The sequence below is a fragment of the Phocaeicola sp. RTP21359st1_B8_RTP21360_211022 genome, from assembly GCF_040911965.1.
GTDB lineage: Bacteria > Bacteroidota > Bacteroidia > Bacteroidales > Bacteroidaceae > Phocaeicola > Phocaeicola vulgatus.
The window spans coordinates 1-16243 of sequence record NZ_JBDFXP010000019.1 but is presented as its reverse complement, the minus strand read 5'-3'; the positions used below and the strand labels follow the sequence as shown (position 1 = coordinate 16243).

Sequence of the window (16243 nt, the reverse complement as noted above, 5' to 3'; positions counted from 1 at the left end):
TCCGATAAAAGAGAAGTCACTGATTAATAGTTAATGGAGTGCACTGTTGCCACACCCCATTAACCACATATCATCAGCCATTAAAATCATTTATATTCCGCCCAGCTCTTGATAGCGATATCGTTTATCGTCATGGTACAGAAAGCATTGATAAACGCACTTGCCAGACGAGCATTGGTTATCAAGGGCACATTCAGGTCGATAGCGGCACGACGTATCTTATATCCATTGTCCAACTCCCCGGCTGTCAGATTCTTCGGGATATTGACTACCATGTCTATCTCTTTCCGATGCAACATATCCAGTGCCTGAGGTTTCCCTTCCTCACTGGGCCAATACACGCGGGTATTTTCCACCCCGTTCTCGGTCAGGAAGTGGGATGAGCCTCCGGTGGCATAAAGTTTATAACCTTTCTTCTGCAACATACGGGCCGCTTCCAAAGTATCCGCTTTCTGCTTGGCATTACCTGTAGAAAGCAACACGCTCTTTTCCGGAATACGATACCCCACAGACAGCATCGCCTTCAATACGGCACACGAAGTATCCGTACCGATGCAGCCTACTTCACCGGTAGAGGCCATGTCTACCCCCAATACCGGATCGGCTTTCTGCAAACGGTTGAAAGAGAACTGGCTGGCCTTAATACCCACATAATCCAACTCGAAAAGATTCTTGTTCGGTTTCTCAACCGGCAGTCCGAGCATCACTTTGGTAGCCAGTTCAATAAAATTAATTTTCAGCACCTTGCTGACAAAGGGGAAGCTGCGTGAAGCACGAAGGTTACATTCAATCACCTTGATATCGTTATCCTTTGCCAGATATTGGATATTGAACGGACCGGAGATATTCAATTCCTTGGCTATCTGACGGGAGATGCGCTTGATGCGGCGCACCGTTTCCACATACAGCTTTTGCGGCGGGAACTGGATAGTGGCATCGCCCGAATGCACTCCGGCATACTCAATGTGCTCACTGATAGCATATGCCACAATCTCACCATTCTGAGCCACAGCGTCCATTTCCACTTCCTTGGCGTGCTCGATGAACTGGCTCACCACTACCGGATGCTTTTTCGATACATTGGCAGCCAGTTTCAGGAAGCGTTCCAACTCTTCTTGATTGGAGCAGACATTCATGGCCGCACCACTCAGCACATACGAGGGACGTACCAAAACAGGGAAGCCTACCTTGTCAATAAAGGCATGGATGTCTTCCATAGAAGTCAATGCGCTCCATTCGGGCTGGTCCACTCCGATGCGGTCCAGCATGGCCGAAAATTTATCCCGGTCTTCGGCATTGTCAATGCTCTTGGCACTGGTACCGAGGATATTTACATTTTGCGCATCCAGACGGAGAGCCAGATTATTGGGAATCTGGCCACCGGTAGATACAATGACTCCGTGAGGATTCTCCAGTTCGAGAATATCCATCACACGCTCGAAAGTCAGCTCGTCAAAGTACAGACGGTCGCACATATCATAGTCGGTAGAAACCGTTTCGGGATTATAATTAATCATGACACTGCGGTAACCCTCCTTACGGATAGTCTGCAAAGCCTGCACGCCACACCAGTCAAATTCCACCGACGAACCGATGCGGTAAGCACCCGAACCCAGTACCACGATGGATTTATGGTCGCCTAAGTACTTCACATCATTGGCCACACCGCTATACGTCAAGTACAGATAGTTGGTCTGTGCAGGGTACTCGGCCGCCAAAGTATCGATTTGTTTCACCACCGGAAGGATTCCCACCTGCTTACGATGATTACGCACATACAGAATGCCGTCTTCCATATCTCCTTCGTAGCCAATGGCACGGGCTATCTGGAAATCGGAGAATCCCTGCACTTTCGCCTTGCGGAGCAATTCGTCCGGCATATCGGTAATCTGCTTGTGGTTATTGCCCCATTCGTGCATCTCTTTAGAAGTGTCCATGATGTGCTGCAATTTCTGCAAGAACCATTTGTCAATCTTGGTCAGCTCATGAATCTGGTCTACCGTGTAACCTGCACGCATGGCTTTGCTGATCACGAAAATACGTTTGTCCGTCGGCTCACGAAGGGCTTTGTCCACGTCTTCTATAACCAATTCCTTATTCTCTACGAAACCATGCATTCCCTGACCAATCATGCGCAAACCTTTCTGAATGGCTTCTTCGAAAGTACGTCCGATAGCCATCACCTCGCCCACCGATTTCATGGACGAGCCCAGTTCACGGTCCACACCGTGGAACTTGCCCAAGTCCCAACGGGGAATCTTGCACACCACATAGTCCAGTGCAGGCTCGAAGAAGGCACTGGTGGTCTTTGTCACCGAGTTTTTCAAGTCGAACAACCCATATCCCAAGCCTAATTTGGCGGCAACGAAAGCCAACGGATAGCCGGTAGCCTTGGAAGCCAATGCAGACGAACGCGAAAGACGGGCGTTGACCTCAATGACACGGTAATCTTCCGATTCGGGATCGAAGGCATACTGTACATTGCATTCGCCCACAATGCCGATATGGCGGATGATACGGATAGCCAGTTCACGAAGTTTATGATACTCGGCATTGGTCAGTGTCTGCGAAGGGGCGATCACGATAGACTCGCCGGTATGGATACCCAGCGGGTCGAAGTTCTCCATGTTACATACAGTGATGCAGTTATCATAACGGTCACGGACCACTTCATACTCCACCTCCTTCCAGCCTTTCAAACTCTTTTCCACCAATACCTGCGGCGAGAAAGAGAAGGCCTTTTCAGCCAGAACATTCAGTTCCTCTTCATTGTCACAGAAACCTGAGCCCAAACCACCCAATGCATAGGCGGCACGGATAATGACCGGATAACCTAATTCTTTAGCGGCGCGACGGGCATCTTCCAGATTTTCCACCGCTTCGCTCTTGATGGTCTTGACATTGATTTCATTCAGTTTTTCTACAAACAATTCACGGTCTTCAGTATCCATGATGGCCTGCACAGGAGTACCCAACACACGGACATTGTATTTTTCGAAGATACCTGCTTTGTACAGTGCCACCCCACAGTTCAAGGCAGTCTGTCCGCCGAAAGACAGGAGCACGCCGTCCGGACGTTCCTTTTCTATCACCTTCTCTACAAAATAAGGAGTAACGGGCAGGAAATAAATCTGGTCTGCCACCCCTTCGCTGGTCTGCACGGTAGCGATGTTCGGGTTGATCAGAACCGTTTCAATCCCTTCCTCCTTCAAGGCTTTCAATGCTTGCGAACCCGAATAGTCAAATTCTCCGGCCTCGCCAATCTTCAAGGCACCGGAACCTAATAACAATACTTTCTTTATTTCGTCTTTCATACTTGTTCTTTTTAATACACGGTTTATAACAACTTCACAAACTCATCAAACAGGAACTCGGTATCCGTAGGTCCCGATGCAGCTTCCGGATGGAACTGTGCCGAGAACCAAGGTTTGGTTTTATGCCTGATACCCTCGTTGGAACCGTCATTCATATTGATGAACAGCGGTTCCCAATCGGTTCCCAATGTATTATTATCTACCGCATAACCGTGGTTCTGACTGGTAATGAAACAACGTTCCGTTCCTATCATGCGCACCGGTTGGTTATGGCTGCGATGACCGTATTTCAATTTATAGATGGTGGCACCTCCTGCTTTGGAAAGCAACTGATTCCCCATACAAATGCCGAAGATAGGCTTGTCGCTCAGGCTCATCGCCTTGCGGATATGCTGTACCGCCTCATCGCAAGTATCCGGATCACCCGGACCGTTCGAAATAAACAATCCGTCATACTCCATCCCTGTAAAGTCATGGTTCCAAGGGACACGGATCACTTCCACATCCCGTTTCAGTAAGCAACGGATAATATTTGTCTTTACACCACAATCCACCAACACCACTTTTTTCTTACCGGCACCTTCATTGTAACGAATCACTTCCTTACACGATACTTTATCTACATAATTGATACCTGCATACATTGCTTCGGGCACATTGCCGGGTTCATCATCAAATACGATTTTCCCCATCATTACCCCATGTTCGCGAAGAACTTTGGTCAGTTCACGGGTATCGATGCCTGTAATGCCCGGCACTTGCTCACGCTTCAGCCAGTCGGCCAGACTTTCTTTCGCATTCCAGTGACTGTATTCTTCACTGTAATCACTTACAATAATCGCTTCGGCATGGATACGTTCACTTTCCATAAAAGTAGCCAAGCCATTGGGTTCGATAGTAAAGGGAGGTACCCCGTAGTTACCGACCAACGGATAAGTTAAGGTCATCAGCTGCCCCGCATATGAAGGGTCTGTCAAACTCTCAGGATAACCGGTCATAGCGGTATTAAACACCACTTCGCCGGCTACCGGTTTCTCATAACCGAACGACTTGCCCGGGAAACGGCTCCCGTCGTCGAGGATCAATGTTACATTTCTCATCTAATCTATCTTGAATGGTTGTTCTTTAGAATTGATAAACTTTTTCTATATAGTCTATAAACGCCTGGTTCACCAGCTTCACTCCACCCGGAGTAGGATAATCCCCACTGAAATACCAGTCGCCCGTATGGTTGGGACACGCTTCATGCAATCCTTCCAGTGTCTGATAAACGATTTCCACTTTCGCCTGCGTACCCTTCGGAGTGAGAAGTTCCACCATTTTTGCCGCAATCTCCTCATTAGTGAAAGGGGCATAAATTTCTTTCACATAATTCACCATCTGCTCTTTGGGTAACCCCACCTGGTCTTTCGATTTGTTGTAAGCACGGGCTATCACATCTTTCATATCCCGTTCTTTCAATAAATCGATAGCAGCCTTGAAAGCGATAAACTGATCCATACTGGCCATATCAATACCATAATAATCAGGATAACGCACCTGTGGCGAAGAAGAAACAATGACGATTTTCTTCGGATGCAGGCGGTCGAGGATGCCGATAATGCTCTGTCTTAACGTAGTTCCCCGGACGATGCTGTCATCAATAATCACCAGATTATCCACATGAGGCACAAGGCTTCCATAAGTGATATCATACACATGGGCAGCCAAATCATTCCGACTGTTGCCTTCGGCGATAAAGGTACGCAGCTTGATATCCTTGATGGCTACTTTCTCGCTACGGATACGCCAGGACAGGATTTTTTCCAGTTCCTCGTGATTGGGATGATGCCCCAAAGCCTCTATCTTCTTTACTTTCAGTTCATTCAGATAATTGTCGAATCCTTCCAGCAGTCCATAGAAAGCCACTTCCGCCGTATTGGGTATAAAAGAGAATACGGTATGCTCCACATCATAGTCTACCGCTTTCAAAATAGGATTCACCAGTTTTTCGCCCAGCTGTTTTCTTTCTTTATAAATATCCATGTCACTTCCCCGGCTGAAATAGATACGTTCGAAGGAACAGGCTTTCTTCTCTTTCGCCCGGTTGATCTGTGCCAGACGCATCTTTCCAGTCTTGCTTATAAGGATAGCCTGTCCCGGTTGCAATTCATTGATGCTTCCGGCAGATACATTCAAGGCAGTCTGAATGACAGGGCGCTCGGATGCCAATACCATGATTTCATCGTCCATGTACCAGAAAGCCGGACGAATGCCCCACGGATCGCGCACCGCAAAAGACTCACCGCTACCGGTCATACCGCAGATCACATAGCCTCCATCCCACTCCTTGCTCGAAGTTTTGAGGACATTGCCCAGATCAATGCGGTCTTCTATAGCGTGAGTGATATCCATGCCTTTCAGACCTTCCTTCTCACATTCCACATAGAGGCGCTCCACCTCGCGATCCAAACGGTGCCCCACTTGTTCCAGCATAATATATGTGTCGGCATATTTACGCGGATGCTGGCCGTCGGCAGTGATACGTGCGAAAATCTCATCCACATTGGTCATGTTGAAATTGCCGCACAACGCCAAATTCTTGGCACGCCAGTTGTTACGGCGCAAGAACGGATGCACGTAGGAGATACCGCTTTTTCCGGTAGTGGAATAACGCAAATGCCCCATATATACCTCTCCGGCAAAGGGAAGGCATTTCTTGGCGTATCCGGCATCATGCAATTGTTCAGGCGCCAAATCCTTGAAATGATTTTGCACCGTACCGAATATCTCTGTTATCGCCCCTGAACCTAAAGCTCTTTCACGGAACATATATTCTTCACCGGGATTGGCCTCCAGTTTGACACAGGCCAACCCGGCGCCTTCCTGTCCGCGGTTGTGTTGTTTTTCCATCAGCAGATACAGCTTGTTCAAGCCATACATCCAGGTTCCATACTTTTCCTGATAATATTCCAGCGGTTTCAGCAGTCGTATCATAGCGACTCCACATTCATGCTTTAACGGTTCCATGCTCTCTCTTTACTACTTAAATTAATAGTTCATTTTCAGATTCTTATAAAAACATCCCAAAGGTATGACAAGACCTTCTGTCATTTTTCCAAACTTACGGTACATCTTTCAAGAATTATGCCGGAAACTTCCTGCATAATCTCCGGCAGCATTGCCTTCTATTCTACTGTTACCGACTTCGCCAGATTTCGTGGCTGATCCACATTCTTCCCTTTGCAAATGGCTACATGGTAGGCCAATAACTGTAAGGGGACCGTAGCTATCAACGGTTCGAGGCACTCTAATGTTTCGGGCAACTCAATGCAATCATCGGCCAACTTACTGATTACCGTATCTCCTTCTGTGACCAAAGCGATTACTTTTCCCTTGCGCGCCTTGATTTCCTGTATGTTACTCATTATCTTTTCATACATCGCATTATGCGTAGCTACCACCACAACAGGCATTTCGGCATCAATCAATGCGATAGGTCCATGTTTCATCTCAGCGGCGGGATAGCCTTCAGCGTGAATATAAGATATCTCCTTCAACTTTAACGCGCCTTCCAAAGCTACCGGGAAACTGTACCCCCGCCCCAAATAGAGGAAATTATGTGCATAGGTGAAAATACGCGACAGTTCCGCTATTTTAGGATTACTGATCAATATCTTTTTTATTTTAGCCGGAATCACAGTCAATTCCCGGATCACTTCCAGGTATTTCTCATCTGCCATACTCCCTTTCTCTTTTGCCAGTGTCAGCGCCAGCATGGTAAGCACGGTTACCTGTCCGGTAAATGCCTTGGTGGACGCCACTCCTATTTCCGGTCCTACATGAATATAAGAACCGGTATCTGTAATGCGCGGAATGGATGAACCTACCGCATTGCATATACCATAGATAAAAGCTCCTTTCTCTTTCGCCAGTTCTATGGCAGCCAATGTATCGGCCGTTTCACCCGATTGCGAGATAGCTATTACCACATCGTCTTCATGAATCACCGGATCACGATAGCGGAACTCGGAGGCATATTCCACTTCTACCGGAATACGGCAGAAACTTTCTATCAGTTGTTTCCCTATCAATCCGGCATGCCACGAAGTTCCGCAAGCCACAATTACAAAGCGACGAGCCTTGAGCAAACGTTCCTTATGATCAATAACCGCCGACAGTACTACTTTATCACCGTCCGCATTGATGCGTCCACGCATACAGTCGTTAATACAATCGGGTTGTTCGAATATCTCCTTCAACATGAAATGCGGGTATCCCCCTTTCTCCAGTTGTCCCAGATTCATTTCCACCGTACGTACTTCGGGATTTTGAAGCACGTTGTCCAGATTGACGACTTCCAATGCCTTGTCTCTGCGAATCACCGCTATCTCCCCATCTTGCAGATACACCACTTTATCCGTATACTCTACAATCGGAGTAGCATCCGAAGCCAGAAAGAATTCATCCTTCCCTATCCCTACCACCAGCGGACTGCTTTTGCGTGCTGCAATAATCTCATCGGGATTATTCTTGTCGAGCACCGCTATAGCGTATGCGCCAATCACCTCATGCAGAGCCAACTGAACGGCAGTAAGTAAATCTAAATGGTTGGAAAGTTGGAAAAATTCAATTAACTGTACGAGAACTTCGGTATCTGTACTACTTTTAAAGATGAACCCTTTTTTTTGTAGCTTTTCTTTCAGGGTAGCGTAGTTTTCAATAATACCATTGTGGATAAGAGCTAGATTCTTTGAAGAAGAAAAATGAGGATGAGCGTTAGCCTGACAAGGCTCTCCGTGGGTGGCCCATCGGGTGTGGGCAATACCAATTGTACCGGAAACGTCTTTTGGGGAAACAAAAGCCTCTAGGTCTGAAACCTTTCCTTTCGTTTTATAAACGTTCAACCTCCTTTTTTTGTCTATCAATGCGACTCCTGCGCTATCATAGCCCCGGTATTCCAACCGCTTCAGGCCTTTTATGAGAACAGGGTAAGCATCTCGTTTTCCAATATAGCCTACTATTCCACACATAATCTACTAAGTATATGTTCTGATTCGACTGCAAAGATACAAATATCAATTAACATAAATGCAATAAAAAACCATAAATAATTGACGAAAGCGATAAAAAAGTAAGAATAAAAATCGAAAAGAAATATTTTATTCGTTTTTTTAATAAATATGAAAACTTACAGTATGATATTGTCTGTTGTGGTTTTAGTTACGATTTGAAAGACAGTAAGCAAGCAAGAAGGGTAATGTGTAAAGAGGACCGTCATCCCGACGCCCCTCTCCGCAAACTTAAAACAACCAACAAAAGAAATAGATAACCTTTATGCAGTGATTATCTAATAAAAAGCAATTCACGATATTTAGGTAATGTCCACATCTGGTTGTCTACGATCAGCTCCAGCTTGTCAATATGATAACGTATCTCTTCCAGCATCGGGGCGATGGTATCGTGATAGGCAATGGCCTTTTCGCGCTCGCTCTCTATTTTGTTCGCCACTTTTCGCGCCTCCACCATGGCATTTACATGCTCGGTGATGAAAATGGTTCGCCGGGCAATCTCTTCGATAAGTTTCATGTTCTCGGCCGACAGTTGGGATGCTTTTTCCGCCGGGAAGAGCTCTTTCATTTTATACACATTGTTTATCAGCTTGCTTTGGTATTCGGTGGCTACGGGGATGATGTGGTTCATCGCCAGGTCGCCCAGCACGCGCGCCTCGATCTGGATTTTCTTTGTGTAAGTTTCCCATTTCACTTCATTGCGCGCCTCCAGCTCCTTGCGGGTCATCACGCCGGTGGATTCGAACATGGCGATGCTCGCGGGCTTCAAGTAGTTGTCGAAAATGAGCGGGCAGCTCGTTTCGCAGTCCAGACCCCGGTGGGCGGCCTCCGCCTTCCATTCGTCCGAGTAGCCGTTGCCGTCAAAACGGACAGGCTTGCACTCCTTGATGTAGCGGCGGATAATTTCGATGATGGCGGAGATTTTCGGTTCACCCTTTTCGATGAGCGCGTCCACGTCCTGCTTGAACCGGGCAAGTTGTTCGGCAACGGCCGCGTTGAGCGCAATCATGGCACTGGCACAGTTTGCCTCCGAGCCTACGGCGCGGAATTCGAAGCGATTGCCGGTGAAGGCGAACGGCGAAGTGCGGTTGCGGTCGGTATTGTCAATCAGCAGTTCGGGAATTTGCGGGATGTCCAGCTTCATTCCCTGTTTGCCTGCCAGTGAGACAAGGTCATCGTTGCCGCTTTCTTCTATATGGTCCAGCACTTGCGTGAGCTGTTTGCCCAGGAAAGAAGAAATGATGGCGGGCGGCGCTTCGTTGGCTCCCAGGCGATGGGCGTTGGTGGCACTCATGATAGAGGCTTTCAGCAAACCGTTGTGGTGGTATACCGCCATCAGGGTGTTGACTATGAAGGTGATGAAGCGCAGATTGTCTTCGGCGGTCTTGCCCGGAGCCATCAGCAGGACGCCGGTGTCTGTACCCAGTGACCAGTTGTTATGCTTCCCCGAGCCGTTGACGCCTTTGAAGGGTTTTTCGTGCAGCAACAGGCGGAAGCCGTGGCTCCGCGCCACCTTGCGCATGAGCGACATGAGAAGCATGTTATGGTCTACCGCCAGGTTGCATTCTTCGAAAATGGGAGCCAGCTCAAATTGGTTGGGAGCCACTTCGTTATGGCGGGTCTTGACGGGTATGCCCAGTTCCAGCGCCTGTATTTCAAGGTCTTTCATAAAGGCAGCCACACGGGTGGGGATGGCTCCGAAGTAATGGTCTTCCAATTGCTGGTTCTTGCTGGCTTCGTGTCCCATCAGGGTGCGCCCGGTCAGCAGCAGGTCGGGACGGGCGGCATACAGTCCTTCGTCTACCAGGAAGTATTCCTGTTCCCAGCCCAAGTAGGCCACCACTTTCTTCACTTCCGGGTTGAAGTAACGGCACACGTCCACGGCGGCTTTGCCCACAGCACTCAAGGCTTTCAGCAGTGGCGTTTTGTAGTCCAGCGACTCGCCGGTGTAAGCAATGAAAACGGTAGGGATGCACAGGGTGTCGTCCACCACGAAGACAGGCGATGAGGGGTCCCATGCACTGTAGCCGCGTGCCTCGAAGGTGTTTCGGATGCCGCCGTTGGGGAAGCTGGAAGCATCGGGCTCCTGCTGTACGAGGAGCTTGCCGGAGAATTCTTCCATCATTCCACCCTTGCCGTCGTGTTCCACAAAGGCGTCGTGCTTTTCGGCTGTGCCTTCCGTCAGGGGTTGGAACCAGTGGGTGTAGTGGGTTACACCTAGCTCGGTTGCCCAGCGTTTCATGCCTGCCGCCACTTCGTCGGCTATGGCACGCTCCAGGGGGGCGCCGTTGTCCATGGCGTCCGTCAGTTTGGCATAGACGGCGCCGGGCAGATACTTGAACATTTTCTCGCGGTTGAAAACGTATTTGGCGAAATATTCACTGGGCCTTTCGGCTGGTGTCTCCACCGTTGCTGCTTTCTTCTTGAAAGCCGTTTCGACTACTCTGAATCTTAATTTTGACATAATACCTAAATTTGTTTAGTTGTTGATTAGTAGAATGAATGGAAAAAACTTTTGTGATTAATTGTATGCCGACTCGCCATGCTCGTAGATATCGAGTCCTTCCTCTTCAATGCGTTTCGGAACACGCAAGCCATGTATCTTGTCCAGCACTTTAAAGACAATGAAGCCCATGCCTGCCGCCCACGCTCCTACCACGGCCGCGCCGAAGAGCTGTGCCAGCAGGAAGCTGCTGCCGCCGCCATAGAACAGCCCCTCTTCTGTGGCGAAGAGTCCTGTAAGGATCGTTCCCAGGCAACCGCAAACACCGTGTACGGACGATGCGCCTACGGGGTCGTCAATTTTCAGCACATGGTCGATAAAGTCGACTGCAAATATCATTACCACGCCGCAAATGGCACCGATAAGTACAGACCCGAAAGGCGATACCAGGTCACATCCCGCCGTGATGCCCACCAGTCCTGCCAGCACACCGTTCAGCGTGAGCGACAAGGAAGGTTTGCCATACTTCATCCAACTCGCCACCAGTGCGAAGAAACCTCCTGCACAAGCTGCCAGGTTGGTGGTGAGGAACACATGCGAAATGGCTGTCTGGTCTCCACTTGTTGCCGCTGCCAACTGCGAACCGGGGTTGAACCCGAACCAGCCGAACCAAAGGATAAACACGCCCAGGCAGGCAAGCGTCAAACTATGACCGGGGATGGCCCTTGATTTACCGTCTTTCCCGTATTTGCCAATACGCGGTCCCAGAATGGCGGCGCCCACCAGGGCAATCCATCCGCCTACGGAGTGAACCACCGTAGAGCCGGCAAAGTCATGGAAAGTAGTGCCGAACGTCCTCATCATAAAGGAGTTTTCGTCTCCGTTCATCAGCCATCCGCCGCCCCAGGTCCAGTGGCCGGAAACCGGATAAATGAGTACGCTGATAAAGACAGTATAGACCAGATACATGGAGAACTTGGTACGTTCTGCCATGGCACCGGACACGATGGTGGCCGCCGTGGCGCAGAATACAGTCTGGAAAATCAGGAAGCCTTCGATGGGCAATCCGTTGTCGATGATTTTGTCCATCGCCTCCAAGTTGAAAAAATGGGGGGCGCCCACAAAACCGCCTATGCCGAACATCAGCCCGAAGCCGATGAACCAGAACAGGATGGAGCCGAACATGAAGTCTACCAGATTTTTCATCAGCACGTTGGCCGTGTTCTTGGTACGGATGAACCCGGCTTCTACCAAGGCAAATCCCGGTTGCATGAAGAATACCAGCATGGCGGCAAGTAGCATCCATACGGTGTTGAGTCCGGTAGCAAGTTCGCCCAAGGCCCCGGCGGTTGCATCGGGCGCCGCGGTGGTGGCTGCCACGCCTGCATCTTGCGCCCAAAGGCCGGCGGGGAGCATAAATAAGAGTATAAGAAGTCCCTTCGGGCATAGTCTGTCTATGCCTTTTCTTTTCGTTGTATCCATAATTTTTCTCGTTTACGTTGTAGTATTGTTTTATTCTCGACTTTACCTTTGCCGGTAAAGGGAAGTAGCTTGCGCTTATTTTTCCTGTTCTGCATTATACAGGGCTATGTCACCCCGCTCGCCCGTGCGTATGCGGACGGCATCTTCAATGGGGATGACGAAAATACGTCCGTCGCCTATCTCGCCGGTGTGCGCCGCCTTGATGATGGCTTGCACTGTTTTCTCCACATTCTTTTCGCGCACCACGATGGAAACCAGAATTCTTTCAATCGAACTGGTATCATACACCACGCCACGGTAGATACGTCCCTGGCGTGCTTTGCCAATGCCTCTTACATCGTAGTAGGAAAACCATTCGATGTCGGCTTCGAGCAACGCGTCCTTTACGTCCTCGAACTTGGTCTTACGGATAATAGCCTCAATTTTCTTCATTGTTGTACTTGTAATTTATATGTTCCAATCTTTTTACCTTTTTAAAAACTGATACCTCTCTCTATTGTGTCGTTATGTCTGAATTTGTTATTGTATCTGCATTTTCTGCACTTCCTGTCAGAAACTCAGTCCGAATACGAAATAGGCCCCTTCGGTGCGCGGATTCACCGTCACCTTGGCGAAGGCGGGGACTGAGAATGAGTCTGTAATCTTGATTTCCTTGGATGCCCCAAGGCTGATGTCGCATACGGCGAATCCGTCCGAACCGCTGCATTCCGGATCTGCGGAGACGTTATAGAAGTCATTGGCCCATGGCGTGGCTCCTATTTCTGCCGTCCAGTCCAGGCCTGCCAGTTTGAAGGGGGCGGCGAGTGATATGTAAGAGGAGTAAGCCCGGTCGCCGTCCTTGTTCACCCCGTCGGCACCTGCAAAGTTGGTGTACCAGTTCACTGCCAGCGAACCGAAATCGTAGCCTATCTGCGCTTCGAATACATGGCTGGTATGGTGCGTGCCATAGTGGAAATAACCGGGACCGCCATTGAACCAGTAGTCTGTCACCGAAATGCTGAAACCGCCGGTGCAGTAGCCCAGCGTCAGGTCCAGTTCTTTCGTATCAGCGAACTCAATGCCTGCGGATCCCCATGCACCGAGCGAAAACCCTTTGTAGGCTACGGACAATGACGGCTGTATGCTTACGCCTCCCAAATCCTGTCCGCGCCAAATATAGCCGCTTACCAAGTCAGCTCCTACGCTGGCTTCCACCTTGTCTTGAGCGATGCTCGTTGCCGGCACTGTCATGGACATGCCTAATAGCAATACCGTTTCCTCAAAATTCATCTTCATAGCTTTTTACCTTTTAATTAATAATAGTGAGTATGTCATATTTTATATAACTATTGGCTTGATTGATGTAAGTCCGATGCAAGCACAAAGTGCTTCAAGGTGTTGTCATGTACTGTGCTCAGAGCAACCATTTTCTGATCCTTTTCATGGCTTCTTCGCAATCCGCCCGCTCTCCGAAAGCGGTCAAGCGGATATACCCTTCACCACTGGGGCCGAAGCCTACTCCCGGCGTGCCCACTACATTGGCTTCATACAGCATCTGTTCAAAGAATTTCCACGAGCTTACCTCTCCCGGCGCCTTCACCCACAGGTAGGGGGCGTTCTCTCCGCCGAAAACTTTGAGTCCTGTACTTTCCAAAGCTTCTTTCATTATGCGGGCGTTAGCCATATAATACTGTATGATGGCTTTCACTTGCTTTTTGCCCTCGGGGGTATAGATCGCTTCGGCACCACGCTGGGTGATATAGGATGTCCCGTTGAACTTGGTGCACTGGCGGCGGTTCCACATCCGGTTCAGCGGAATGCGCTCTCCTTCCAGCGTGGCGGCTGTGAGTTCTTTCGGTACGACGGTGTATCCGCAACGCACCCCGGTGAATCCGGCCGTCTTCGAGAAACTGCGAAATTCTATCGCTACTTTCTTCGCTCCTTTTATCTCATAAATGGAGTGAGGAATGTCCGGGTCTTGTATGTAGGCCTCGTAGGCAGCATCGTAAAGGATGAGGGTATCATTTTCCAATGCATAGTTCACCCATTTTTTCAGTTCGGCCTTGCTAATGACCGTCCCCGTAGGGTTATTGGGATAGCAGAGGTATAGGATATCTATCCTGCGGTCGGGGATTTCGGGTACGAAATTATTCTCGCTCAGGCAAGGCAAGTATACCACGTTGCTCCATCGCCCGTCTTCCAGTATCCCGGCGCGGCCGCACATTACGTTCGAGTCAATGTATACAGGGTAGATGGGGTCTGTCACGCCGATGCTGTTGTCGTGGCGAAGGATGTCTCCGATATTTCCCGTATCGCTCTTGGCGCCGTCACTGATAAAGACTTCGCCGGGTTCCAGATAGACGCCGCGCGGAGCGTAATCGTTCCTGATGACGGCATCTATCAGGAAATCATAACCTTGTTCGGGACCGTAACCGTGGAATGTCTCTTTGTTTGCCAGCTCGTCTACTGCCTTATGCATGGCTTCGATGGAAGTTTGAGGCAGCGGGCGGGTTACATCTCCGATACCCAGACGGATAAGGTCCGTTTTGGGATGAGAGACTTTGAATGCATTTACCTTTTTGGCAATGTCCGAAAACAAGTAATTGTTTGGTAGTTTTAAAAAATGTTCGTTTACTAGTGCCATCGTTGTTATTGTTTTTATCGTTGTTTTAAGTTTTTCAAAATCAGTATCACATCTCTATTTCGCCTTCGAAAACCTTTCCGGCCGGACCGGTCATGTATACATGTCCGTCTTTCTCGTTCCAATGGATGTGGAGATCGCCTCCGTCCATCCTTACCCACGATTTTCGTCCGGCTTTATGGTTCAGTACGGCTGCCACGGCGGTGGCGCAGGCTCCTGTTCCGCAAGCCATTGTGATGCCCGAACCTCTTTCCCACACTCTCATCCGTAGGGATTGGTCCGGCAATATTTCTACAAATTCCACATTGGTCCGCTCAGGAAAAAGCGGATGATTTTCCAGTTTCGGACCAACCGCCGGCAAATCCACCTCTTTTATATCATCTACGAAAATGACAACATGCGGATTTCCCATGCAGACGAATGTTCCTTTGTATTCTTTTCCATCGGCCAGGATAGTTTCTGCCAGCATTCCACCGGTTTTCATAGCTATCTGTCCGGGGTTTGATAGCAGGGGTGTACCCATATCTACGGTTACATCCTTCACCACCCCGTTGCCTGTATGAAGTTTCAGGATTTTGATTCCCGAAAGGGTTTCCAGTGTGATCACCTCCTTATCCGTCAATCCTTTCTCGTATACATATTTGCCTATGCAGCGCGAGGCGTTTCCACACATCATGGCTTCGGAGCCGTCTGCATTGAATATACGCATACTGAAATCCGCTTTCTCGGATGCTCCAATCAGTACCAGACCGTCTGCACCGATACCGGTATGATAAGCGCTCCATTTTCTGGCGGCTTTTATCGGATCTTGCAGCGGAGAAGACAAGGTATTTACATAGATATAATCATTGCCGGTTCCTTGCATCTTGGTAAACTTGATAGTTGTTGCCATTTTGATTAATACTTATTTATTGTAGTTTCCTTTTGCTTTTAATTCTGTGCAAATATATATCTTTTTGATATTTTATAAGATATAATCGTTTCTATTTTCTTATTTATTTTCATTCTAATAACAAATAGAAACCGAAATATTTGTTTTATCTTTCAAATTACATCAAAACAAGGGAAGATAGTTTTGAATTGTAAGTAAATAGGTCGTTATATGATTGGGGAATGTAATATTCCCATTATTATATCCGGTCGGCGGACAAACACGGACTTAAAATTTAAATTTGTACTTGCAAACCCAATGACAGGTAAAGTAAAAAAGTCCGTGTTCTATCCGTCATCCCGTTCTATAAATAAACATTTTGTGATATGATTGAGGATTATCATTTCATATATTCCCAATGGAATGGACTTTTACATATTTGTCTGCCCGAACCACCGTCCA

General features: G+C 48.5%; 10 protein-coding genes. All 10 read right to left on the bottom strand.

The window, feature by feature from the left end:
• Positions 1-86: 86 nt before the first annotated feature.
• The 10 genes from carB to dapF all read right to left on the bottom strand — a co-directional run bounded on the left by carB (position 87) and on the right by dapF (position 15802).
• Positions 87-3314, bottom strand: a complete 3228-nt coding sequence (gene carB / locus AB5062_RS11440) for a carbamoyl-phosphate synthase (glutamine-hydrolyzing) large subunit (protein WP_005851444.1) — start codon at positions 3312-3314, stop codon at positions 87-89.
• A gap of 23 nt (positions 3315-3337) precedes the next feature.
• The gene (gene carA, locus AB5062_RS11435; RefSeq protein WP_005839651.1) at positions 3338-4414 is read right to left on the bottom strand and encodes a glutamine-hydrolyzing carbamoyl-phosphate synthase small subunit; all 1077 of its coding nucleotides are present in this window, start codon (positions 4412-4414) and stop codon (positions 3338-3340) included.
• Positions 4415-4439: 25 nt separating this feature from the next.
• Positions 4440-6323: an amidophosphoribosyltransferase gene (locus AB5062_RS11430; RefSeq protein ID WP_005839648.1), complete on the bottom strand. Its 1884-nt coding sequence runs from the start codon at positions 6321-6323 to the stop codon at positions 4440-4442.
• A gap of 158 nt (positions 6324-6481) precedes the next feature.
• Positions 6482-8326, bottom strand: coding sequence for a glutamine--fructose-6-phosphate transaminase (isomerizing) (gene glmS, locus AB5062_RS11425; RefSeq protein WP_195508364.1), 1845 nt, complete (start codon positions 8324-8326; stop codon positions 6482-6484).
• A gap of 313 nt (positions 8327-8639) precedes the next feature.
• Complete coding sequence (locus AB5062_RS11420) at positions 8640-10829, bottom strand: glutamine synthetase III (RefSeq protein ID WP_032945364.1); 2190 nt, start codon at positions 10827-10829, stop codon at positions 8640-8642.
• 57 nt (positions 10830-10886) lie between these two features.
• Positions 10887-12290: an ammonium transporter gene (locus tag AB5062_RS11415; RefSeq protein WP_032953715.1), complete on the bottom strand. Its 1404-nt coding sequence runs from the start codon at positions 12288-12290 to the stop codon at positions 10887-10889.
• A gap of 75 nt (positions 12291-12365) precedes the next feature.
• On the bottom strand, positions 12366-12722 hold the full coding sequence (locus AB5062_RS11410) for a P-II family nitrogen regulator (RefSeq protein WP_005839640.1): 357 nt from the start codon (positions 12720-12722) through the stop codon (positions 12366-12368).
• Positions 12723-12839: 117 nt separating this feature from the next.
• The gene (locus tag AB5062_RS11405) at positions 12840-13565 is read right to left on the bottom strand and encodes a hypothetical protein (RefSeq protein WP_032953716.1); all 726 of its coding nucleotides are present in this window, start codon (positions 13563-13565) and stop codon (positions 12840-12842) included.
• Positions 13566-13683: 118 nt separating this feature from the next.
• Positions 13684-14913 (bottom strand): LL-diaminopimelate aminotransferase, encoded by a 1230-nt coding sequence (locus tag AB5062_RS11400; RefSeq protein WP_032953717.1) that lies wholly within the window; start codon positions 14911-14913, stop codon positions 13684-13686.
• A 46-nt stretch (positions 14914-14959) separates the two neighbouring features.
• Positions 14960-15802, bottom strand: coding sequence for a diaminopimelate epimerase (gene dapF, locus AB5062_RS11395; protein WP_032953718.1), 843 nt, complete (start codon positions 15800-15802; stop codon positions 14960-14962).
• Between the last annotated feature and the right edge of the window lie 441 nt (positions 15803-16243).

Bases quoted from the DNA above. Each gene is read 5' to 3' on its own strand.
- carB (WP_005851444.1), bottom strand. From the start codon at position 3,314: ATGAAAGACGAAATAAAGAAAGTATTGTTATTAGGTTCCGGTGCCTTG.
- carA (WP_005839651.1), bottom strand. From the start codon at position 4,414: ATGAGAAATGTAACATTGATCCTCGACGACGGGAGCCGTTTCCCGGGC.
- AB5062_RS11430 (WP_005839648.1), bottom strand. From the start codon at position 6,323: ATGGAACCGTTAAAGCATGAATGTGGAGTCGCTATGATACGACTGCTG.
- glmS (WP_195508364.1), bottom strand. From the start codon at position 8,326: ATGTGTGGAATAGTAGGCTATATTGGAAAACGAGATGCTTACCCTGTT.
- AB5062_RS11420 (WP_032945364.1), bottom strand. From the start codon at position 10,829: ATGTCAAAATTAAGATTCAGAGTAGTCGAAACGGCTTTCAAGAAGAAA.
- AB5062_RS11415 (WP_032953715.1), bottom strand. From the start codon at position 12,290: ATGGATACAACGAAAAGAAAAGGCATAGACAGACTATGCCCGAAGGGA.
- AB5062_RS11410 (WP_005839640.1), bottom strand. From the start codon at position 12,722: ATGAAGAAAATTGAGGCTATTATCCGTAAGACCAAGTTCGAGGACGTA.
- AB5062_RS11405 (WP_032953716.1), bottom strand. From the start codon at position 13,565: ATGAAGATGAATTTTGAGGAAACGGTATTGCTATTAGGCATGTCCATG.
- AB5062_RS11400 (WP_032953717.1), bottom strand. From the start codon at position 14,913: ATGGCACTAGTAAACGAACATTTTTTAAAACTACCAAACAATTACTTG.
- dapF (WP_032953718.1), bottom strand. From the start codon at position 15,802: ATGGCAACAACTATCAAGTTTACCAAGATGCAAGGAACCGGCAATGAT.